This window comes from Gilliamella sp. Fer1-1 (assembly GCF_001690825.1).
GTDB lineage: Bacteria > Pseudomonadota > Gammaproteobacteria > Enterobacterales > Orbaceae > Gilliamella > Gilliamella apicola_C.
Map to the genome: position 1 here is coordinate 1 of NZ_LZGX01000055.1, position 22300 is coordinate 22300.

The 22300-nt window shown below is 34.0% G+C and carries 22 protein-coding genes, 4 tRNA genes and 2 pseudogenes; 11 read left to right on the forward strand and 17 right to left on the reverse strand.

Going from position 1 to position 22300, the window contains the following annotated elements; genetic code table 11:
- Positions 1 to 160 (forward strand): transposase (locus tag A9G28_RS14150; protein ID WP_141672871.1); only part of this gene is annotated, 160 nt, incomplete at its 5' end.
- Positions 160 to 984 (forward strand): IS3 family transposase, encoded by an 825-nt coding sequence (locus A9G28_RS07355; protein ID WP_081301534.1) that lies wholly within the window; start codon positions 160 to 162, stop codon positions 982 to 984. The genes A9G28_RS14150 and A9G28_RS07355, both read left to right, overlap by 1 nt.
- 225 nt (positions 985 to 1209) lie before the next feature.
- On the opposite strand, the gene A9G28_RS07360 is transcribed toward A9G28_RS07355, so the two are convergent.
- Both A9G28_RS07360 and A9G28_RS07365 read right to left on the reverse strand, forming a co-directional pair.
- Positions 1210 to 1611 carry a DUF3969 family protein gene (locus tag A9G28_RS07360; RefSeq protein WP_176702127.1) on the reverse strand — a complete coding sequence of 134 codons (402 nt, stop codon included), beginning with the start codon at positions 1609 to 1611 and terminating at the stop codon, positions 1210 to 1212.
- Positions 1612 to 1619: 8 nt separating this feature from the next.
- Positions 1620 to 2153: a hypothetical protein gene (locus A9G28_RS07365; protein WP_065580239.1), complete on the reverse strand. Its 534-nt coding sequence runs from the start codon at positions 2151 to 2153 to the stop codon at positions 1620 to 1622.
- Between the two features lie 155 nt (positions 2154 to 2308).
- Between A9G28_RS07365 and A9G28_RS14155 the strand changes: the two are divergent.
- Together A9G28_RS14155 and A9G28_RS13095 are read left to right on the forward strand one after the other, a co-directional pair.
- Positions 2309 to 2942, forward strand: a pseudogene (locus A9G28_RS14155) (integrase core domain-containing protein).
- 40 nt (positions 2943 to 2982) lie between these two features.
- Positions 2983 to 3244: pseudogene (locus tag A9G28_RS13095) on the forward strand (integrase core domain-containing protein); the annotation flags it as partial.
- Positions 3245 to 3924: 680 nt separating this feature from the next.
- On the opposite strand, the gene A9G28_RS07375 reads toward A9G28_RS13095, so the two are convergent.
- From A9G28_RS07375 to A9G28_RS07390, 4 genes are all read right to left on the reverse strand, one after another.
- Positions 3925 to 4000, reverse strand: a tRNA-Gly gene (locus A9G28_RS07375).
- Between the two features lie 71 nt (positions 4001 to 4071).
- Positions 4072 to 4329: a DUF1145 domain-containing protein gene (locus A9G28_RS07380; RefSeq protein ID WP_065568155.1), complete on the reverse strand. Its 258-nt coding sequence runs from the start codon at positions 4327 to 4329 to the stop codon at positions 4072 to 4074.
- A complete protein-coding gene (rsmD, locus tag A9G28_RS07385) occupies positions 4329 to 4892 on the reverse strand; it encodes a 16S rRNA (guanine(966)-N(2))-methyltransferase RsmD (protein ID WP_065568156.1) in 564 nt (187 codons plus the stop codon). The genes A9G28_RS07380 and rsmD overlap by 1 nt, the downstream gene beginning before the upstream one ends.
- Positions 4893 to 4905: 13 nt before the next feature.
- The gene (locus A9G28_RS07390) at positions 4906 to 7437 is read right to left on the reverse strand and encodes a PBP1A family penicillin-binding protein (protein WP_065580257.1); all 2532 of its coding nucleotides are present in this window, start codon (positions 7435 to 7437) and stop codon (positions 4906 to 4908) included.
- A gap of 257 nt (positions 7438 to 7694) precedes the next feature.
- On the opposite strand from A9G28_RS07390, the gene A9G28_RS07395 reads away from it, so the two are divergent.
- Entirely contained in the window at positions 7695 to 8099 is a 405-nt protein-coding gene (locus A9G28_RS07395; protein ID WP_081301535.1) for a protein YgfX, read from the forward strand.
- Between the two features lie 46 nt (positions 8100 to 8145).
- On the opposite strand, the gene tusA is transcribed toward A9G28_RS07395, so the two are convergent.
- The 6 genes from tusA to A9G28_RS07425 all read right to left on the reverse strand — a co-directional run bounded on the left by tusA (position 8146) and on the right by A9G28_RS07425 (position 12431).
- Complete coding sequence (gene tusA / locus A9G28_RS07400) at positions 8146 to 8382, reverse strand: sulfurtransferase TusA (RefSeq protein ID WP_065566163.1); 237 nt, start codon at positions 8380 to 8382, stop codon at positions 8146 to 8148.
- A 16-nt stretch (positions 8383 to 8398) separates the two neighbouring features.
- Complete coding sequence (locus A9G28_RS07405; RefSeq protein WP_141674707.1) at positions 8399 to 9205, reverse strand: Cof-type HAD-IIB family hydrolase; 807 nt, start codon at positions 9203 to 9205, stop codon at positions 8399 to 8401.
- A 120-nt stretch (positions 9206 to 9325) separates the two neighbouring features.
- Positions 9326 to 10657 (reverse strand): type IV pilus secretin PilQ, encoded by a 1332-nt coding sequence (pilQ, locus tag A9G28_RS07410; protein WP_218057346.1) that lies wholly within the window; start codon positions 10655 to 10657, stop codon positions 9326 to 9328.
- Positions 10650 to 11021 (reverse strand): hypothetical protein, encoded by a 372-nt coding sequence (locus A9G28_RS07415; RefSeq protein ID WP_065566161.1) that lies wholly within the window; start codon positions 11019 to 11021, stop codon positions 10650 to 10652. Before A9G28_RS07415 ends, pilQ begins: the two co-directional genes overlap by 8 nt.
- Positions 11018 to 11491 carry a hypothetical protein gene (locus A9G28_RS07420; protein ID WP_065580242.1) on the reverse strand — a complete coding sequence of 158 codons (474 nt, stop codon included), beginning with the start codon at positions 11489 to 11491 and terminating at the stop codon, positions 11018 to 11020. The genes A9G28_RS07415 and A9G28_RS07420 overlap by 4 nt, the downstream gene beginning before the upstream one ends.
- Positions 11484 to 12431, reverse strand: coding sequence for a PilN domain-containing protein (locus A9G28_RS07425; RefSeq protein ID WP_065580243.1), 948 nt, complete (start codon positions 12429 to 12431; stop codon positions 11484 to 11486). The genes A9G28_RS07420 and A9G28_RS07425 overlap by 8 nt, the downstream gene beginning before the upstream one ends.
- 203 nt (positions 12432 to 12634) lie before the next feature.
- Here A9G28_RS07425 and A9G28_RS07430 point away from each other — a divergent pair.
- The 4 genes from A9G28_RS07430 to A9G28_RS07445 all read left to right on the forward strand — a co-directional run bounded on the left by A9G28_RS07430 (position 12635) and on the right by A9G28_RS07445 (position 13882).
- A tRNA-Val gene (locus A9G28_RS07430) sits at positions 12635 to 12710 on the forward strand.
- 35 nt (positions 12711 to 12745) lie between these two features.
- Positions 12746 to 12821: transfer RNA gene (locus tag A9G28_RS07435), tRNA-Val, on the forward strand.
- Between the two features lie 9 nt (positions 12822 to 12830).
- A tRNA-Lys gene (locus A9G28_RS07440) sits at positions 12831 to 12906 on the forward strand.
- Between the two features lie 367 nt (positions 12907 to 13273).
- Positions 13274 to 13882: a tetratricopeptide repeat protein gene (locus A9G28_RS07445; RefSeq protein WP_065580244.1), complete on the forward strand. Its 609-nt coding sequence runs from the start codon at positions 13274 to 13276 to the stop codon at positions 13880 to 13882.
- Positions 13883 to 14009: 127 nt separating this feature from the next.
- Here A9G28_RS07445 and A9G28_RS07450 read toward each other — a convergent pair whose 3' ends face one another.
- The gene (locus A9G28_RS07450; protein ID WP_065580245.1) at positions 14010 to 14231 is read right to left on the reverse strand and encodes an EexN family lipoprotein; all 222 of its coding nucleotides are present in this window, start codon (positions 14229 to 14231) and stop codon (positions 14010 to 14012) included.
- A 665-nt stretch (positions 14232 to 14896) separates the two neighbouring features.
- Here A9G28_RS07450 and A9G28_RS07455 point away from each other — a divergent pair.
- Positions 14897 to 15856, forward strand: a complete 960-nt coding sequence (locus A9G28_RS07455) for a tetratricopeptide repeat protein (protein ID WP_065566783.1) — start codon at positions 14897 to 14899, stop codon at positions 15854 to 15856.
- A gap of 362 nt (positions 15857 to 16218) precedes the next feature.
- Here A9G28_RS07455 and A9G28_RS07460 read toward each other — a convergent pair whose 3' ends face one another.
- The 4 genes from A9G28_RS07460 to A9G28_RS07475 all read right to left on the reverse strand — a co-directional run bounded on the left by A9G28_RS07460 (position 16219) and on the right by A9G28_RS07475 (position 21251).
- Positions 16219 to 18177, reverse strand: coding sequence for a glycoside hydrolase family 3 protein (locus A9G28_RS07460; protein ID WP_065580246.1), 1959 nt, complete (start codon positions 18175 to 18177; stop codon positions 16219 to 16221).
- Positions 18178 to 18667: 490 nt separating this feature from the next.
- Complete coding sequence (locus tag A9G28_RS07465) at positions 18668 to 19294, reverse strand: LysE/ArgO family amino acid transporter (RefSeq protein WP_065566781.1); 627 nt, start codon at positions 19292 to 19294, stop codon at positions 18668 to 18670.
- 84 nt (positions 19295 to 19378) lie between these two features.
- Positions 19379 to 20725, reverse strand: a complete 1347-nt coding sequence (locus A9G28_RS07470) for an APC family permease (RefSeq protein WP_065580247.1) — start codon at positions 20723 to 20725, stop codon at positions 19379 to 19381.
- 106 nt (positions 20726 to 20831) lie between these two features.
- Entirely contained in the window at positions 20832 to 21251 is a 420-nt protein-coding gene (locus A9G28_RS07475; RefSeq protein ID WP_065580248.1) for an OsmC family protein, read from the reverse strand.
- 218 nt (positions 21252 to 21469) lie between these two features.
- Between A9G28_RS07475 and A9G28_RS07480 the strand changes: the two genes are divergently transcribed.
- The gene (locus A9G28_RS07480) at positions 21470 to 22276 is read left to right on the forward strand and encodes a sulfite exporter TauE/SafE family protein (RefSeq protein WP_065580249.1); all 807 of its coding nucleotides are present in this window, start codon (positions 21470 to 21472) and stop codon (positions 22274 to 22276) included.
- Positions 22277 to 22300 lie beyond the last annotated feature (24 nt).

Below are 22300 nucleotides of genomic sequence, written 5' to 3' on the forward strand. Positions count from 1 at the left end.
TTCAACTTTTTATAAATGGCGGGAAAAATATGGCGGTATGGAAACGTCGGATATCAAACGCTTAAAGGAGCTTGAGGCTGAAAACCGCAAGCTTAAGCAGATGTTTGCCGAACTGAGCTTAAAATCTCAGCTTCAGGAAGAAATCATAAAAAAGCTTTAGTGCCCACAAAGGCACGTAAAACGTGGGCACAGCAACTACAACAAAATCATTCGGTTACTATTGTTATGAGTTGTGCTATTGTTGGCTTAAGCCGTTGTGCTTACTATTATCAATCTAAGTTACAGGATGATTCGGTTATTGTTTCAGTATTGAATGCTATCACAGATAGGCATTTACGCTGGGGCTTTCTTAAATGTTTTCATCGTATCAGAAAGCTCGGCTATCAATGGAATCATAAACGGGTATATCGGGTGTATTGTGAATTAAAGCTTAATCTCAGGGTAAAGCGTAAAAAACGCATTCCTCCACGATGTCCGGAAAGGTTATTAGTCCCCAATAAACAAGGTGAATGTTGGTCAATGGATTTTATGAGTGACAGTAGCCGTAATCAACGTCGCTTTAGAACATTCAATGTCATCGATGACTTTAATCGTGAGGCGTTAGGTATTGATATTGCAGTAAGCTTACCAGCAGGAAGGATTACCCGTTACTTAGATAAACTGGCCGAATATCATGGGTATCCATTAAAAATACGGGTCGATAATGGGCCAGAATTTACAGGAAAAACCTTTACCAACTGGGCTAAATCACATGATATAACCATTGATTATATCCAGCCCGGTAGCCCTTATCAAAATGGCTATATTGAACGATTTAATCGTACCTATCGTACTGAAGTACTCGATTTATATCTTTTTAACAACTTAGCTCAAGCAAGGAGAATAACTGAAGAATGGTTAACAATTTATAACACCGAAAGAGCGCATGAGGCATTAAATAACATGACACCGATTGAGTATAAAACACTAAAACAAGCAGCATGATTTTCTACGTGAGTTGTGTACTAAGTTTGGGGTATTTACAGAACCAAATTCTGAAAAAGCTTTTATATGATTATATTCTCTGGATGTTAGCATATCTTTTACCTAAATTTTGACTCTATATTTCTTAAACTATTATGAAGTTAGGCGGTAATCCTAAAACCCAACTTGCTACAAATGCTTTATAGACTGCAATATAATTTCCTGTTAGATGATGAATAATTTAAATTATTCATCATCTAACGTAATATCTCCATTTTCTGGGAGCGGGGCTATGATCTGATAAGACTTAGATTTTAAATTAATATTCATTTCATCAATTAAATAATTGTATAAATTGAATTCATAAGATGAAATTTTGCTTAAAAGAATATGCTTAATTTCTAATAACGACTCATTCAACTTTTCAGGAATTAAACTATAAACATCCTCTAGTTCAGTTCCTAGCCATATTGACTTAGTTATAGAATAATCAATACCTAGCTCTTCTAAATTAGCCGCTATAGCAGGTGAAAAGAATATTCTTTCTGCCTCGTCAATACTGATTTTTTTACTTAAAATACCTTCTATTACACCTAAAAGAGTAATTGATAAAAAATACTCAATTTCATCTAATTTACATGTAGTCAATTTTAATTTCATCGTTTTAAACTCCACCCTGGTTTTACCTTAACATTAAATACTCGACCGCTCTGACTTTGGAAATAATGAATTGAAATCTTATTCCCTGATGAGTCATATCCATTTTGATATACTTTTTTCCATTGACCTTGTTCAATTTTTCTTAGCTTTTCTAAAACTTGCAGATTATTTATATTATGTTTCGTTTTTCCATTCTGAATGTCTCTAAACCCTTTTGGATAATTAGGTGAATCTTTAATAGAATTATAAGTATTTTTAATTTCATTAGGATCTCTTGAGACGTTATTCCTATCACTTTTATCTCCGTCATCATCAGGCGGTAATCCTGGGGCTCCGTTTGCCACAGCAGGGCTTGAGTCTTCTTGTACTTTATTTGGCGAGTTATTATCATTTGATGAATCATCATCAGATTTTATAAGAACGCCATCTCTACCTGTCATCAACCATTCTTGAAATGACTCCGTTTCTTCTGCTAGAATTGCACTACCGACTACTACCCCACCAACGATAGCACCACCACCACCTATCATTCTTACATCACCATAGCGATATTTACAGGAATCGGTAACACACAAATTATTATTCTCAACCGCATTTTTCCCCGCAGCAATCCTGTAACTACCCCCTAAAATAGTACAGCAAAAAATTATAAAATTCTCTGATAAAAGTAAAAGAGGATTCAATTATGAAAAAAATGACTGAACATCAAATCGTATCTATTTTAAAAGAAGCAGAGGCAGGTATTCCCGTTAAAGAGTTGTGCCGTAAATAGGGCATGGGTAATTCAACTTTTTATAAATGGCGGGAAAAATAGAGCGGAATGGAAACGTCGGATATTAAACGCTTAAAGGAGCTGGAGGCCGAAAACCGTAAGTTTAAACAGATGTTTGCTGAGCTAAGTTTAAAATCACAGCTCCAGGAAGAAATCATAAAAAAGCTTTAGTGCCCACAAAGGCACGTAAAACGTAGGCATAGGCGCTAAAAAAAATCATTCAGTCACTATTACGAGGCATTAGGCATTGATATTGGCGTGAGTTTACCCGCAGGTAGAGCGACTCGTTATTTGGATAAACTGGGCTAAATCACATGATATAACCATTGATTATATAGAGCCTAGTAGCCCATATCAAAATGGCTATATTGAACGATTTAATCGTACCTATCGCACTGAGGTGCTCGATTTATACCTATTTAATAATCTAGAACAAGCAAGAAAGGTAATCGAAGAATAGCTAACCCTTTATAACACCGAAAGGCCGTATGAGGCACTAAATAACATGACACCGATTGAATACAAAACACTAAAACAGGCTGCTTAATTTTCTACGTGAGTTGTGTACTAAGTTTGGGGTATTTACAATTGAAAAGCATGATTATCAACTTTATCCGGCGATTAATGATATTGACCATACTAAGACAAAAGCTATGTTGCCACAAACGAATGGGATCTGCGAGCGCTTTCATAAAACTATTTTACATGAGTTTTATATGGTGACATTCCGTAAAAAAGCGTTATTCAGATTTAGAAACACTCCAAACAGATCTGGACAATTGGCTGCATTATTACAATAATGAACGAACTCATCAGGGAAAAATGTGCTGTGGTCGAACACCAATTTAAACATTGCTTGATGGAAAACGGATCTGGGAAAAAATCTGAACCAGATTTAACCTGACAGACACCCAATAAAAACTGGTAACTGTCAGATTAGGTTTGAGCTAGTACATAGTATATTGGCCTGTACATCATAAAATAGTCTTACTACAAAAGGATTAATGTTACCATTTGTTACCACTTAAAAAAACTTCAATAAAATCAATAGCTTTTCTGAATAACTTTTATCGTACTCGATTCCCCGTTCTTTTTGACACCGCATAACCTATCTCCCTGATTGGTGAGCTTAACCGTACTTTATGTTGCTAATAGAGCATTTTGATATTATCAAATAACCGATTTGATTTTGATTCACGTTTACGCCAAGTGTAATAATCTGGCACGCTAATCTTTAATTGACGGCTGATCGGAGGTACAAAATGCTATGACAAATGTTGTTCCCTATATTTATACTTCACCGATTTGGATTATTGATAAAGCACACTGACACTTTTTTAAGATGCTATTTGTCATTTTCAGTTTTTTAGCAAGCTGCATATTAGATAAGGCATAACTCACCGTCTATTGTTTATAATCTGTCCTAAACTTTCGGTACTATAATGTATTCTCGTATGATTTTTACTTATATTCTAGAGAAGGCATTTACCCATTTTCTTGGCGAGTATTACAATACTGTGATGTTATATTGGAGCGGGAAACGAGGTTCGAACTCGCGACCCCGACCTTGGCAAGGTCGTGCTCTACCAACTGAGCTATTCCCGCTTATTTGAATACTTCGGAAGAAGTGGAGAGCATTATACAAAAAATTTTTTATTTGGCAACTATTTTTGCTTTCATTTTTTATCTTTCCAGCTAAGTGATTCAAAAACACCAAATAAGAACAAACGTAATACTTTAAATTTGTCTTGCTGCTTTTCTTGATTGGTCATGGTAGAATTTAACATCAACGCTTGCAAACCATGAGTAACAGCAAACGCAATTAAACCGACATTGGCGACCACATTGGCTGGCTTTGGATAAGGGTGAATAAGGTTAAATAATAAAAACAACCATATAAACGAATATAATACTTTACCAATAAATATAAACATTAAATGCCTTCTTGTATAAAAAGATAACTGTGAACCTGCCCAGCAGTTTTTTCGCGATGCAAATGCCAATGAGTTGGAATATAAGCTGTTAAATCATGCCCTATTTCTGTTTCAATATAAATATAAGCTGATGGTTTTAACCAGTTGTTATTACCAAGCGCACTCACCGTTTTTGCTACCAATGCTTGATGAAATGGTGGATCGATAAATACAATATCAAACTGTTTTTCAGCAGGCTTATTTAACCACTGTAAGGTGTCAGTATGATAGACATTGATAGTATCTTTATCAATAAGCTGTTTGTTTTTATTAAGTAGTTGTGCTACTTGCTTATCTTTTTCAAGCAAGGTAACACTTTTAGCGCCTCGCGATGCGGCTTCAAATCCTAATGAGCCGCTCCCTGAAAAACAATCCAAACAATCACTATCATGTATCACTGGCATTAACCAGTTATATAGAGTTTCTTTGATACGATCCGTGGTTGGACGCAACCCTTGTTTGTCTAAAACTGGCAATTTACGCCCACGCCATTTTCCGCCAATAATTCTTATTGAACCATTCATTTTAAATCCTTTATCAGAAAAGCTCTGAAGTATTACCCTCTGAATCTGTTACACTAGTACCAACTTCCTGCGTAGCATAACTTGTTGGTTCAGTCCCTTTGATAAAATATTCTGACATTGTTTTAGAGCCAGATTGAGGCAGTAATCCTGTTTTTTCATCGATAGTGACAGAAATGACATTCTCTGGTTTGACATCTTCTCTTATTGGTACATCTTTTAGGGCAACTTTCATATAATCAACCCATACAGGATTTGCAGTCACAGCCCCTGCTTCAGCTCGGAAAGTTCGCCCTAACTCACGCCGGTGATCATCAAATCCCATCCAAACAGTCGTTACAATATTGCCACCAAATCCAGAAAACCAAACGTCTTTAGATGCATTGGTTGTTCCTGTTTTACCGCCAACATCTTTCCTACCCAATGCTTTTACACGCCATGCAGTACCTTGCCAATTTGAACCACCGAATACAATAGAGCGAAGACCATCTTTCATAATAAATGCGATTCCACTATTTACCGTATGCGGTGCATATTTTGGCGTTACATCAATCGTTTTATTATCGAGGTTTATATCTGGTAATACGATATTATCATCTGATTTAAGGTTGGCTTGTTCTGGTTCTTCATTATCAGATCCATCAGATTCATTCTCAACATTATCTAATGATAGTGATTTTGCTTCTTCTGTAACAACATCATCATTACAATTTTGACAAGCAATCACCGGTTGATGCTGATAAATTGTACCAGATCCATTATTGTATTCTATTTTTTCAATTAAGTATGGGGTAATTAAATAACCACCATTAGTGATAACAGAATATGCTCTTGCTACTTGTAACGGTGTAAATGAAGCAGAGCCTAACGCTAACGATTCATTATGTGAAATATTTTCTTTAGGGAATCCAAAACGCTCTAAATAAGTCGCAGCATAATCAATACCAACTGCACGCAAGGCTCTTACCATCATTACATTTTTAGACATACCTAGCCCTATTCTTAAACGTAATGGGCCAGCATAATTAGGCGGCGAGTTTTTCGGGCGCCATGTAGCACTACCTGTAGAGCGGACAATTGGCGCGTCATTAAGAAGTGTAGCCATTGTTAAACCTTGCTCTAACGTTGAAGTATAAATAAACGGTTTAATATTCGAACCTAACTGTCGAAGCGCTTGAGTTGCTCGGTTAAATTTACTTAAATTGAAATCATAACCGCCTACAATTGCTTTAATGGCGCCATTATCTGAGTCAAGCGATACTAAAGCAGCATTAACTGCTGGGATTTGTGCTAACTCCCAATTATCAGCAGATTTTTTCACCCAAATTAGTTGTCCTGCTGTTAACGTGTCAGACACCTTTTTAGGAAATGCCCCCTGCCGAGTATCACTAATAAATGGTCGAGCCCATTTCATATTTTGATATGTAATAGTAATATTACTTTTATCAGATAATACAGCCGTTGCTTCTTTATCTGATGAAGTCATGACAACCGCTGGGCACATACCGCTATAACAAATATATTTATCAAGAGTTTGTTGAATTTGCTCCGAATTCCATGGCGTTTCATTTTGCTTCCATAATACTTTTTCAGCACCTCGATAACCATGCCTGATATCATAATCAATAATATGTTTTTGTACTGATTCAGTAGCCGCTATTTGATCTGTTTTCGAGATAGTCGTATAGACTTTATAGCCGTCCGTATAAGCATTTTCACCAAACTTATCGTACATAAATTGGCGCGCCATTTCAGCTACATAAGGAGCAGAAAATTCAATTTGTGGTGAGTGGTAACTTGCTCCTAAAGGTTTTGTAATCGCTTCATTATATTCAGCTTGAGTGATATAGGATTGATCTAACATACGACCTAACACCCAATTACGTCTAGCCAATGCACGATCAGGGTGTGAAATAGGGTTAAACGCAGATGGCGCGTTTGGTAAGCCTGCTAATAAAGCAGCTTCATCAATGGTTAACTGTTCTGGTGTTTTACCAAAAAATGTATAAGATGCCGCTGCAACACCATATGCTCTAGAACCAAAATTAATCATATTAAGGTACAGTGCCATGATTTCTTCTTTCGATAACTCTTTTTCCATACGAATAGCCAAAATTATTTCTTTAGCTTTACGGGTTATGCTTTTTTCAGGAGTTAAGAAAAAGTTTTTTGCGACTTGCTGAGTGATTGTACTACCACCTTGAGAAAACCCTTTATGTTTTAAACCAATATACATCGCTCGAGCAATACCAATTGGGTCGATACCAAAATGTTCATGAAAACGAGCGTCTTCGGTTGCTATAACGGCATTAACCACAATTGGTGGAATTTCGTTATATTTTAGTGGGGTTCTACGACGTTCACCAAAGGTAGCGATTAGCTCGCCATCTTTACTTAATACTTGCATTGGCGTTTGTAATCGAACATCTTTTAATGTTGTAACGTCCGGAAGGTCTTTAGAATAATAAGCATAACCAGCAATACCAATAACCAAGCCACAAAGAAATAAACCGATGAATAATTTTAGAAGAAATTTTAACACTTTAATTAATATCACAAATCTTTCCTATCTAAATTTTTAAGGCAAAAATAATGGCATCAGAGTTATCTCTGCGCCAAATTTACTCAACCTATCTTTCGATAAGGATCTTCACATTGACATTAAAAGAAAATGCTAATGATTGATCGCTCACCCATTAAAACACACTAAAATTGTGTGCATTATCTCCCATCTTTAGCATTATTTTAAGCAATTTTTAAAGAAATCGTGAAATAATTCTATTTTAACCCAATACATCTTACATTATGTGGAGCATAAAACTTAACGTATCCAAGCTACAATTAATGATTTCAACTCTGTTTTATTCAATACTTATGATGCTTTGTCTAGTCATGTTTGCTAATACATCCTTAAATACTTATACCTTTATTATTCTAATCTTATTAATAATTCAATGGTGGCATAGCCTATGTTATTTCAAAACAATTAAAGGTGAATTTGTGTTATTTCACACTATCAATCAAATTTATTGGCATAAACAGCGCTGGTATTTAATGCATACACCGCTTATATTCCGCTATGTTATTATCCTGAATTTAAAATCCAGACATGACGGTAAGCACTGTACACTTTTGTTAATGGCCGATAATCTTCAAGCCAATGACTGGCGTACATTACGTTTTTACCTAAAACAAGTTGATCTAACTTAACTCAAGTGCTTTTTTTATAAAATTTTTCATCAACATAGCTGTTTAACTAATGTGATTTTTTAATCCAGTACTGATAAGGTTGAGACTCTATTTGTGATGACAGCAATTGGTGCTCCATATGGCGACAAAAGCTAGGAACATCACGGGTCGTCGCCAAATCATCGGCAATCACATAAAGGACTTGCCCGATAGCCAGATCTCGAATTGCTTTCCTGATTAACATAATCGGTTCAGGACAGCGCAGTCCTAATGTATTGAGTTCTTTATCAAAAATTATATTCATTTTTTGAATCTGATCATTATAAAAATAATTTACTTAGATAATGTGGCACAGCCTCTTCAGCATTTGATCCAATAACCTCTAATTTTGGTAACAATGCCTTTAGCTCAGCACTGCCATTTTGCATTATGCAACCTTTACCGGCAGCTTTTAGCATTTCGTAGTCATTCATGCCATCACCAAAAGCAATACTGTCTTGTAAACTGTAGCCTAGTTTTTCAACAACCTTTTTCAATGCACTACCTTTAGACACATTTTCAGCCATTACTTCAAGGCAATTTAATGTTGAAAAGGCAATGCTAATTTTATTACCGAATTTTACTTCTAACCGATTTTTTAACTGAACCAAATGTGGGTAAAGCGCATCGTCAGTAGTAGTAAAATAAATTTTAGCAATATCATTAGTATCAAAATCAAGTGGGTTAAATAACTGATAAGTAAACTGGGTGTCTTGGTAAAATTCTAATGAAAATGTATCTTCTTTATTGATTAACCAATGATCACCACGATATAAATGAGTATAAACTAAAGGGTCATCCATACTCATTTTAGCTATTTCACAAGCAAGCGATGGCTCAATACTTTGGCTAAAAACTAAATTGCCCGCACTATCATGCACTCTCGCACCGTTAGAAGTAATCATAAAAGCATCAATTTCCATATTTTCCCGCATTTGGGCAACATCAATGTGGTGCCGACCAGTTGCAAAAACAAAATGGATACCTTTTTTACGAAGCGCTTGAAGAACTTGTTTGGTATAAGGCGATAAGCTATGTTCAGGTGTTAATAAAGTACCGTCTAGATCAGAAGCAACAACATGCATAATATTCTCTACTTTTATAATAAATGGTAATAATAACGACTAAAATTATAGACTTTAAAACAATAATTACTTATCAAAGCCAAAGCTAAAACAAGTTAAAATATAATACAACTCCATTGACATTTACTCAACCAATTGTGGCGTAATAAAAATAACCAGCTCACGTTTTTGTTGTTTGTTACTATTGTGTTTAAATAAACGACCAATTAATGGTATGTCCTCAGCACTAGGCACTTTTTGCTTATTTTTAGTATTAACTTGTTGAACTATACCACCTAATACAACGGTTTCTCCATTTTTTATCTGAACTTGTGTTTTAATTTCTTGCGTATCAATAGCTAATACTTCACCGTTATCACTACGTTTTATTGAACGCCCAGCCGTATTTTGCGTGATATACAAATCTAAAACCATAAGCTCATCAGATAATATTTTAGGTGTCACTTCTAACCCCAAAACAGCATGCTTGAATTCAATTGAAGTAGCACCATTACTACCGCTAGAAACCTCGTAAGGAATTTCTGTACCTTGTTTTATTGACGCCATATTTTGATTAGCTGTAAGTAAATTAGGGCTGGCTATAATCTCAAGTTGATTCTCAGATTCAAGCGCTGACAGCTCTAAATTGAGTAAATGCCCCGATAGTTTAGCTAAATTAAAACCAACTGTAGAGGTTGAATGGCTGACCCCAAGCCCAACATCAAACTTATCTAATAATTGCGATGAAGACCCTTCATACCCCCATTTAATACCCAGTTCTGACATACTTTCATCACTCATGGTAACAATATGCGCTGAGATATGAACTTGGGGCATCGGTTTATCCAGTGTTTTAACTAATTTTTTGATATTTGCAAATTGTTTTGGCACATCAGCAATAACGAGGGAATTTGTCCGTTTATCAAATGTAACCTGGCCTCGTTGTGATAACAAATCTTGCTGTTGAATCATTTCAATTAAAGTTGTTGGATCTGCATAATTAACAGCTATAAATAAAGAACTAATAGGTTGGTTTAATTCTTTTTCTCTTTGTTCTGATTGTTGTTTTTGCAATAAAATTTCAGGATCTATCGCTTTAGAAATAAGCAAAATATTATCATCAATTTCTGCTTGTAAATTCGCTGAATCTAATATGATTTTTAGCGCTTTATGCCAATCAACATTATTGAGTTTAATGGTCTGTTTAATTGATATATCTTCTGACATAACCAGGTTCATTTGTTTACTATCGGCTAACGCTTGCAAGATAATTGCAATATCCGTTTGATAAAATGCCATTGAAATATTTTTTTGCTGATCAGCGTTTGATGATGGGAGTATATTGGCATTACTAACATTTGTGTTGATTGCTAAAAATATAAATACTATCAGCAAACGGCTTTTAACCTTAGTTAATATGTAAATAACCAATTGTAAATCTTGATATTTTTGGTTTTCGGCAATTTTATTACTCATTTAGCAACATCGTCCATAATACAATATTATGGCAATAATCAGGTAAATCTGCTTGCCATATTATTTTATCGTTTAGTGAAGATTGTACATACCAAGGAAACAAAACATTTGGCACTGTATTATCAGTTATTGCTAGCCAATGATTATCAGAAGCTAACCAAATTTGTTGATAATTCGGATCAATTTGTTTCATAAACCCTCTAAAATGCCAAGCTTGAATTTGCTCAAGTAGTAATGTTGTTTGTTCACTACAAGAAACTCGGTAATGTTGTTGAAAAGGATCGCTTTCCAACAGGATATTAGCTTTTAACTCAAAACAGATAGCACAAAATAAAACGATATATTTATAAAGATAGGGCTTCATTGATAGTCCTTTTCAAACAATAAAGTAAACATTATTTGTAACTGCTGATCTTGCTTGCTGATTTTAAGATTTTTAAAATCAAGATAGTAAAAATCATCGGTTAATGATGAAATTAAATTCATAAAATCAAAAAACTTCCCCTCTAACTCAATCTCCCAATTAGTTGTTTTATCTGTTTGATAATGCTTAAAAGATACTAATGAAAGATGATTTTGCTCGATCGCCAATGCGAATTCCCTATCTGATATCAAACTATATAAAGTATTTTTACTTGCCTGATAACGACTAGCTTTTGCTTGTAATTGCTCATTTTCAATAACTATTTGCTGATATGACTCGACTGCTAGCTGTGCTTGTTGCCGAATATCTTTAATAAACAACAGATAAACGATTACAAAAAACGCCAAACCAAATAAAACACAAAGCATATATTGTTGCCAAATTGGGCGTTCAAAAAAATCACTATTCACTAAGCATTATTTCCATTTCAAAAAATAAATGATTTTTATTGGATAAGATTGTTTTAACTTGACTGTTACTTATATTTTTTAGCGTTAACAAACTTTGATTAAATTTAGTTAGCTCAACATAACTAAAGCTTTGCCCTTCAATCTTTACTTTTTGTGGTTCATAATAAAAACAATCAAGCCAAATTACAGAAGGTAACTGCTGTGAAAGCAATACTAAAGATTGCTGAATTTGTTTTTGGCTTAATGATGGATTAGGCAAATCATGCATTAGTTCTTCAGTTAGTTTTTGTGTTATACCTTGTTGTTGCAAGCGTTTTTCATCATAAGTTTGTAGCTCGTTTTGAGCTTGCATCCACAAATAACAAAGCAAGCAACCGATTGCGCCAATAACACTAGTCGCCACGAATATCAGTTGCCGTTGTTGCTTTGTTTGCTTCTCTTGCCGCCAAGGTAAAAAATTAATTTTAGTATTTTCAAACCCACACCCCACAAACGTTAATAACAATCCATACTTATTAAAAAGATTAATCCAATTTTCAATATAATGACGTTCAGCTATCACCACTGTAATTTGCTTTTTTTGTTCAGTTGCATAAGCAAAATCAAAAAACACGCTTTTAGCTGGTAATTGAAATAATTTATGGATGTTAGCTTCAACATATAAACTCAATTCATTGAATTTGAGCTTTACATCTGGCAAAGCTAGTTGTTGCATTTGGGTTAAATTAATGTCCAAATTGAGCTCAAATTCAGTGCGAGCAGAAAATTTTTTTTGTAGATCATCAATGAAAACCGCTAAATCAGCCTCATTTTGATAATTCCATACAATTAGATCTTCGCTAGCATTTGATGTAGTGTGTTGCTTAACTGCGTTCACTATCCTATAACGTAAAACAGTAGGTTCGACATAAATAATGATGCGTTTTTTATTAAAAAGCATGATGGGTTATCTTTTTATTTTTGCTAACAACATGGCTTAATCCTAATCGTCCTTTTTAAAATAAGAATGGATAAAAGGTATTTTTGCGAACTATTACCCAAAAAATGTTTAAAATTAAATCGAACGAAGCAAATTTTAGAGAAATTTAAAAAAAAGGGTTGACTGAAATAAGGCGTGCCTTATAATGCACATCCACACGGTAAGGGTGATTAGCTCAGTTGGGAGAGCACCTCCCTTACAAGGAGGGGGTCACTGGTTCGAACCCGGTATCACCCACCAATCTTTACCGTGACGTTTCTATAATGAAACACTTGGGGTGATTAGCTCAGTTGGGAGAGCACCTCCCTTACAAGGAGGGGGTCACTGGTTCGAACCCGGTATCACCCACCATCTTTAGATGGGTCGTTAGCTCAGTCGGTAGAGCAGCGGACTTTTAATCCGTTGGTCGAGCGTTCGAATCGCTCACGACCCACCATTTCATCATATTGACACTCAGCAGATAGACATTACCTAATATCAAGTAAGAAAAGTAATAGAAATGCTAACTAGTATCTAGCAAATTTATTTAAAATAAACTGTTATAATTGATAGTGCTGCCTTAAACGAATAAAACTCATAACGCGCTGAATAGTTAAGATCACAATTTACTATTTTCGCTTTAAAGTCTAATCAATACTCATTCCCTAAGCTAAAAAGTCATGGCTAATTACAGTGTATTATTGAATAAATAACAATATTATACTTCTTTTACAATCGCGATTAAGGTTGAAACAAACTAATTAAGCTATACTAAACAAATAAATACGATAAAATACTTGGTATTTATTTTTGAAGGAAGTTGTATGCTAAAGTTTTTTGCTACGTTATCACTAGTTTTATGTTTTAGTATTGCGGCAAATGCCGATCAACAAACTATGTTTGATTTTAATCAAGAGTATCAAAAAGCAACAGAACAAAATGATGCTGAAGCGCAGTACCATGTAGGCCTTATGTATGCCGATGGTTCATACGCTAAAAAACGCCAATTTAAAGGGATCGAAAATGGATTCGAACAGCAATCAGAAACACAGCCTGACTATATTAAAGCAAAAGAGTGGTTTGAAAAAGCAGCCAATCAAGGCAATATTGCCGCTCAACATAGCTTAGCTTTATTGTACTTTAACGGACAAGGCACAAAACAAAACTATTCAAAAGGAATTGAGTGGGATACAAAAGCCGCTAAAAAAGGGGATGCAATTGCCCAATATACTTTAGCCATGCTCTACTACCAAGGCACAGGTGTAAAAAAGAACTATTTTAAAGCAAAACAATGGTTTGCTAAGGCTGCAGAACAAAATTATTCTGATGCAAAAGATCATTTAATTGTTGTAACAAAAAAGGTCAATGCCATTGTAGCCAAACAACAAGCTAAGAAAAAACAAGCTAGTGATAATGATTGCGGTTGTGGCTAAAACCCAATGAGGCTCAAATCAAATAATAGCGACATTAAGTTTATAATGAATAAGAATCAAATTAAGTCTATAAACTGATCACAGATAAAATTTTCAAAGCCACATAAGTGGCTTTGAAAATTTTAAATTAATCCGTCCATTTTCCCGTATTAGTTGGTCTACTAAGTTCAACTATTACTTTGAAAGAGTTTTGGCAATTTAAACTATCGCCATCAATTTCACCATTTTCACATTTTTTACGGTATTCATCTAGTAGTTCTTTATTATTTTTGAAATCGTCAACTGTATAGGTTTTCTCATTACATCCGAATAAAAATAGGGCAGTAATAAATATTAGTATTTTTTTCATAATATCCTCGCAATAATAAATTTATTAATTATTTTTGTACTTTTTTAAAAATCATCAACTACAACTCTTAGTAAATCAGATATTGTCCTCAAAAACAACTTTGCCAAGAGATAAGATGACTATTCAAAATGGTGACATATTTATAATAAATAAGAAAAATTAATTTATTATAAAAGCATCATCACAAAGAATATTAAAAGCCACAATGTAGCTTCTTAGTTAAATGAATCCCGTGCGTGAAGATTGTGTTTTGGTGAGTTTAAAATTCAAATAGCTTTGAAAAAGTTTTGACAATTTAAACTATCACCAACAATTTAACCTTTTTCACCTTTTTAAGGTATTTATCTAGTAGTTCTTTGTTATTTTTGAAATCTTCTACAGTATAGGTCTTCTCATTACATCCGAATAAAAATATTATGATTCTTTTTGGTACTTGTTTCTATACGGTATACTGTAATTCTTTATCTTCACGTTCCATCACGTAAACTTGAAAACTAGACAGCAATAATAAATGAACATGTCTGCACATTAAAATAAATCGACATGTAATCAGATAAAGATAAAAAAGATATTTATGCTTATTAAATAATCATAAATAAGCTTGCAAATAAATAAAAAAGATCCTTTAATAAAAACAATCTTCCCCAATTAACACAGGCAGATAAATGAAAAAATTAACATTGATAATTTGCTTATTAATATCTGTAAACATTTCAGTTTTTGCACAACTCAATACAAAATACAATTTTAATGTTGAATATAAAAAAGCAACTGAACAAAATAACGCTGAAGCACAATACAATTTAGGTTATATGTATAACTATGGCCTAGGTGTTAAACAAGATTATGCAAAAGCTATTGAATGGTATCAAAAAGCAGTTAATCAAAATCACTCTGATGCCCAAGTAGCTTTAGGCTATATGTATGCTACAGGTCAAGGTGTAGAGCAAAATTTACTAAAAGGAAAAGAGTTATATGAAAAAGCAGCATTGAGTGGTAATGCTCTAGGCCAATATAATATGGGGACACTTTACGAATTTGCAGAAAAAAAACATTATCGTAAAGGAATTGAACAAAATTTAAATGATAACAGTATCAGTCAAAATTATTATAAAGCCAAAGAGTGGTATGAAAAAGCAGCAAAACAAGGTAATAAAGAGGCACTCAATAATCTAGGTGTTTTCTATTATAACGGAACTGCGGTAAAAAAAAGCTACACGACAGCCAGAAAACTTTATGAGCAAGCAGCCCAAAAAGGCAATATGATGGCAAAACATAATTTAGCTAATATGTATTACAATGGATTGGGTGGGTTAAAAAAAGATTTTGCCAAAGGCGTTGAGTTAGATACTGAAGCTGCGGAATCTGGCAATCCAGATGCGCAATGTAGCTTAGGCTGGTTATATTATCAAGGGTCATGGTTTGCAAAAGATTACAGTAAAGCATTAGCGTGGTTTCAGCTTTCCGCGCAACAAAATTATGCGGAAGCTCAATACTATTTAGGTATCATGTATCAAAATGGCCAAGGAGTTGCACAAGATATTTACAAAGCAAAATATTATTTTCAGCAAGCTTGTAAAAATAACCATAAAGATGCTTGTAAATATGTAAAAAATATTCTTTGATTATGATTATTCCCAAACGAATTTTTCAGACCTTATTGTATTGCTAATAAATAACTTTTTATTTAAACAAGCAATGATATAAATGATTTGTGGATGGGAAAATAACTTTGTATCGGCAACATTATTAATTACCCTATTTCTGCATTGAGGGTAATTTTGATGATTTAATTTATTCAAAATTACCCAAATCGTCTTAATTTTTAATATTTTAGTTTTAATATCTTCGCTAATTCGATTATCAAGCCTATTAATCTTTTTTCATCCATGTTTATTGGCTTTCTTTGTGCATTAGAATGCGTTAAAAACAGGCAAACACACAAAATAATTTACAAAAATAATTTATAAAACCAATGCGTTATCCCTTACTGCGTTAAACCATAACCAAGCGGATAGAGTGCTTTCATATCATTAGGCAGATCTGAAGATTGTTGCTGTACGCTATCCATCGAGTCTGGTAGTGAAAATGGTATTTTAGCTACGTAAGGTTTGTCATCAAATAATCTATCAAACAACACTTCATCATTTACCCCAAAATTAGCAATAACAGCACTAGCGTATTGTTTTAATGGAGTGACAATTGCTGGTCTATCTAAATAAACAGTAACAACAACAGGATGCGTTTTACTTGCTTGCGCAATAAATTCAATATCTCTATCCTTAGGAGGAAATGCTAAAGATCCCTCATGATGCTCTAAGCCAAAAAAGTAACCTTTATGATTTTGCTCATAAGGTGCATTTATTCGGGCAACAACCACATCAGCTTGCTCTAATTTATCAACAATATTCACTTTATTCTTTAACAGATTTTTAACATTTGGTAAAAAGCCATATAAATAGATTTTGTTATTGGCGTTTAGTGGTAATGTTTTTTGTGCGTTTTCAAGTAATACCAAAGAATTATATTGGGCCTGACTCGCCATCTTTTGAAAATCTTTGTTGCCAACAATACTTGTTTTGTTTGGATCTACATATGGTGTTTCAAATTGACCTAGAGAAAATTTTTGAATCAAAATCGCTAAAACGGCTTTATCGATATCTTTTTCGGCAATTTTTTTATTCTTAACAGCAGTTACAATAATTGAACTATCGCTAACCCCGCCAAACTGTTGAATGCCAGCATGAAAAGCTTTAATAAAGCGTTGCTCTTTAGTAAGATCCTCAACTCCCCATGGCATGCCTTCAACTTTAGGTTTACCCCCCGGAGCTGTTCCATTGACACAAACATCATTACAATCATTAGTAATACTCCAATCACTTATAACAACACCTTTAAACTGATAGGTATTACGTAATAGATCTTGCAATAAAAATGAATTAAACCCACCGCCAACAGCGTCAAACTTATGATCACCTAACTGAGCATTTTTTAATATAGAATAAGTTGGCATGACACCTGCAACATTTACCTCAAAAGCGCCTGTAAATGGAATAATATGTTCTTTTAAACTATCTTTATGGGTAAAAAGCGCATATTTACCATAAGCACTATGACTATCAAACCCATTTTCGGCAGCACCATATCCCACCCAATGTTTCACAACGGCAGCGACACTTTGCGAATTTAGACCTGTGCTACCATTTTGTATTCCAGATATATAACCACGAACCATTTTTTTGCTTAACTCAGGATTTTCACCAAATGTCCCCTCAAATCTAGCCCAACGCGGTTCTGTACCTAAATCGGCCATGGGTGACAAGGCTTGCGTTACACCTAATGATCGGTATTCTTGACGAATAATATCGCCATATTCATTGATATCTTTTTCACGACCAATAGCCGCCATGCCTAATGTTCCAGGCCACTGACTAAAACCACTTTTTATACCTAACTCATTACCATAATAAAACGTATTTCTAGGATCAACACTTATTGTCAATGGAATGGATAAACGAGAAGATTCAGCTATTTTTTGTAACTGATTATTCTGCTCTGCAAAATCTTTAGGATTAACTTCTAATCTGGTTATAAAGCTATTAACTTTATCTTTCAGAATCAAAACAGTCAGCTTTTTAAAATCATATTTATCACCACGCCCTATTTCATTATTTACACTTGGCGCATTGCCATGCATCATTATCCCTGCTTTCTCTTCTAATGACATTCTTGAAAGCAAATCCTGTGCTCGTTGCTGTGGCGATAAACGCCAATCTTCATATGGAGTTAATTTTCCATTTTTATCCATATCTTTAAACTCAAGACCATCCACAGTCATTTTTTTTAATTGATTGCTTTCAATTTTGACTTGGTCAATAGCAAATAATGGACTTGTGGTAAGAACCGCACTAATTAATAGTGTTAGTTTTAAAATATTACTTTTCATTGTTTTCTCCTTAAGTGATCTATTACGCATTTATTAATAGTAAATTTATAAAATAACTGAATTGAATAAACTGTAATAAACCATCTTATATCTACGCTATAACTAATCCATACGCTTCAACTTTCCTTTATATAAAACAAAACCCTTATATAAAAAAACCTAAACACTTTATTAACCAAAATGTTTAGGTTTTGCCTGTATAAACAATTAGCTGTACAGTAACAATCCAAATTTATACTATGTAAGCTAACACTAATTATATAAAGAAGATATCTTATAATTTAACAAATACATGTAATTGTGATAATAGTCACATTATTATTTCATAATGTTATTTGATAATTACTCTCAAGGGGGATAAAAATGCCCAAAAGAGCCTTTATTATTTAAAGATCTTAAATGGATGTTTGATGAGCAAAGTAAGGATGTTTATTAATAGACCGAACGCTCTTTGAATCATATAGGCTATAGCCTATTTACTGTTCTAGCTTTAATTGTTATAAACGACATAAAAAACTAGTCGGTAAGCGATGTACAACATGACAGTGCCAACTAGGCAATCTAAGATTATCCACATCTTTTTTTGTTTAAATAATGGCGCTAACAATCTTGCACCATAACCAATACCAAAGAACCATACAAAAGAGACACAAACAGCGCCAATCAAAAATGCCAGTTTTTGTTCACTATTTAGTGTGCCAGCTATTCCCCCAACAATCACAACCGTATCTAAATATACATGTGGGTTAAGCAAAGTGACCGCTAACGTTGCAACTACCACCTTGATTAAACGGCTATTATTCACATCTTGAGATTCTATTTGCATATTACTTGTGCCTTTAATTGCACTTTTAAACGCACTAAAACCATACCAAATTAAAAAAAACGCCCCCAATATTGCTAGCAGATTTGTGATTAAAGGATTACGACTAATGAAAGAGCCCACCCCTAAAATGCCAATCGACATTAATACAAAATCACAAATAAAACAAATTGCCGACACATAGAAAATATGGTTTTTTAATATTCCCTGTTTGAGAACAAATAAATTTTGTGCACCAATAGCGATAATTAGGCTAGCTGAAATTAACGCGCCACGTAATATTTCTGATAGCATTTTATTATAACGCCTGAGGAAAATAGGAAAATATTGTCATTTTAATTAAGATGCAATAAATCTTCAATAAATGTATTAAGCTTATTATTCATGTTTTTCTAAGCAAACTAATTGGGCCTGCTCTTTGTTTAAATAGAGAATAATCATACCAATTGCTAACCAAATTACACCGACAATTTTTGCATCATTATCAATATGTAGTAATACAGGTAATAACACTATAATACCAATAATAGGCATAAAGATATTTAAAACCCAAGAACGCCAACCCTTTGAATGTTTTTTGAACTTAAAGTAACCGATTACAGATAAATGTAACATAATAAATGCCGTTAACGCACCAATATCAACAAATGACACTAGAGTTGCTAATCCTTTATCATGATTGGCGGCAATAACAACTAAGCATAAATTAAATAGCGCAGAGCATAAAATAGCCATTGCCGGCACGCCACTTTTTTTACCCACTTTAGCAAAAAATGAAGGTAAACGCTTATCGCGCCCCATACTGAATAAAAGACGACTTGCGGCAGCTTGCCCAACCATTGCAGCAAATGATGCACCAATGGCTTTCATCAAACTTAGCGCCCATCCTAGATATAAGTTAATTTCTTGATTAACAATATTATAGTAAGCTTTACCCTGTAGTTCAGGATGACTACGCAAATATTCTGGATTATAAGGATTAAGTAAAGCACCAACATAAATTTGAATTACAAATAGGCAGCCAGCTAAAATTAAACAGCTCATAATGGCTTTACTCACTAAATTATGGGAGCCACCGTTTTCTTCAGAAAAAGTCGCAATAGCATCAAATCCCAAATAAGAGAGTACCGCAATAGATACAGCATTAAACAAATTAGCCCAGCTAAATAAATCACCGCCCCAAAAAGGTTTCAACCAATCTCGACTAATATCACTAGTTGCTATTAGCCAAATACCAACAAATAGCACAGCAAACAATACAATAATTTCAAATAGTAAGATAATTAATGTAATTTTAGCCGATTTTTTGATGCCAATTAAATTCAACGTGGTAGTTAATACAACCGCCAAACAAGTCCATCCCCATACCGGTACGTCAGGCATTAAGGCGTTGAACGAAATACCGCTAAATAAGTAAGCAACAGCAGGAATAAACATATAATCAAGCAATAACAACCAACCGACTAAAAATCCCACATTAGCATGAATACCAATCGAACAATAAGCATAAACCGCTCCTGCATGAGGTAAAGCGTTTGCCATTCTAGCGTAAGAAAATGCGGTAAATGCCATTACCAAAGTTGCTACAATATAAACTAAAACAACTGCACCATCACTGATTGCATCTAAAACACCAAATAACCCTATTGGTGCTGCTGGACCAATAAAAAGCAATCCCAGAATAACCATATCCCGAAATCGCATAGTTTTACTTAATTGTTGCATAACCACTCTCTTATTGCTCTGACTAATAAAATGTTAAATGATTAATGCAAAATACACTAAGATCAGCTTGTTATTAGATTATAATTATTCGTTATAAGAATAAACTTTAGTGATATTCTCTAACCTCATAGGTATAAGACATTTTTGCGGTTTTTCCTAGCATGATAGAGGCACTACAGTATTTTTCTGAAGCAAGTTTCACGGCTCTTTCTACTGCTTGATCATCTATATTGATACCTGTAATCACAATATGGAAATTAATAGATGTATAGACTTTTGGTGAAGATTCTGCTTGAGTTTTATCAATTTCTATCCAAAGATCGCGAATATCTTTTTTATTATTTTTTAAAATAGCGATAATATCATAAGCCATACAACCTGCTGCACCATGTAACAAAAGCTCCATAGGGCGAGCGCCACGATTATGCCCTCCATGTTCAATACCGCCATCCATAACTAACGAGTGCCCACTGGCTGTTTCGCCTAAAAAACCAAAATCATCAATCCACTTTAAACGATCTTTCATTATTCACTCCCGTCAATTTATTTTTAAACTTTTATTCGTTACCGTCAGCTAAATAACATAAGATTTTTTAACCATCTTGTCATCTTTTAATTTACTATTTTGCAATCAAACCTGATAATGATATTAAACGGTAGATCAGTAGAATCAATTATCTAATCTTAATTTTTACTTAACAAAAAAGATGGGGTGTTAGTGTTACCATACTTTAAGGATTAAACATGATTCTTGAATTTATTATATTCCTTTCTATAGGCGCTGTTGCGGGATTATTAGCTGGTATGTTTGGTGTTGGCGGTGGTGCATTAATAGTGCCCTCCTTAATCTTTACCTTAAATTATTTTAATCTAGGTAATGCTTGGGTTAACCATATCGCGATTGCAACCTCATTAGCAACCATCATTGGCACAAGTTTATCTTCCAGCTATATTTATAATAAAAATAATGATATTCAATGGAATATCCTTAGAAAAATGGTTTTAGGTTGTATCATAGGCACTTTAGGTGGTTCGTATATGACGCCTTATATTCCAGGGGTTTGGTTAAAATGGATATTTATCATTTTTCTTATTTATGTTAGTGGCCAATTTATTTTACAAGCGAGTAAAGTTTCACAAAATCATACTAGTAAAAATATTTCTATTAATAACAGCATTTTTATATTTGCAGGAACCTTAATTGGCATTTTTGCTGCACTTGTCGGCGTGGGTGGTGGTGTTTTAGTTGTACCATTTTTACAAAAATGTGGCATAGATATGCGAAAAGCAATTGGAACATCGGCTGCTTTCACTTTACCCGTTGCTATCGGTGGTACAGTTGGCTACATCATTGCGGGTTGGCATACCCCACAATTACCCCAATATTGCTTAGGCTTTATTTATTTACCTGCGGCATTAACTATTATGCTGGCGAGCATTCCTATGGCAAAAGTGGGGGTACAAATTGCACAAAAATTATCAATAAAAAAGCTGATCAAGTTTTTTGGTGTATTTTTATTATTACTTGCAATAAAACTGATTATTTCTTAAATATTATTGGCAGATATAAAAAAG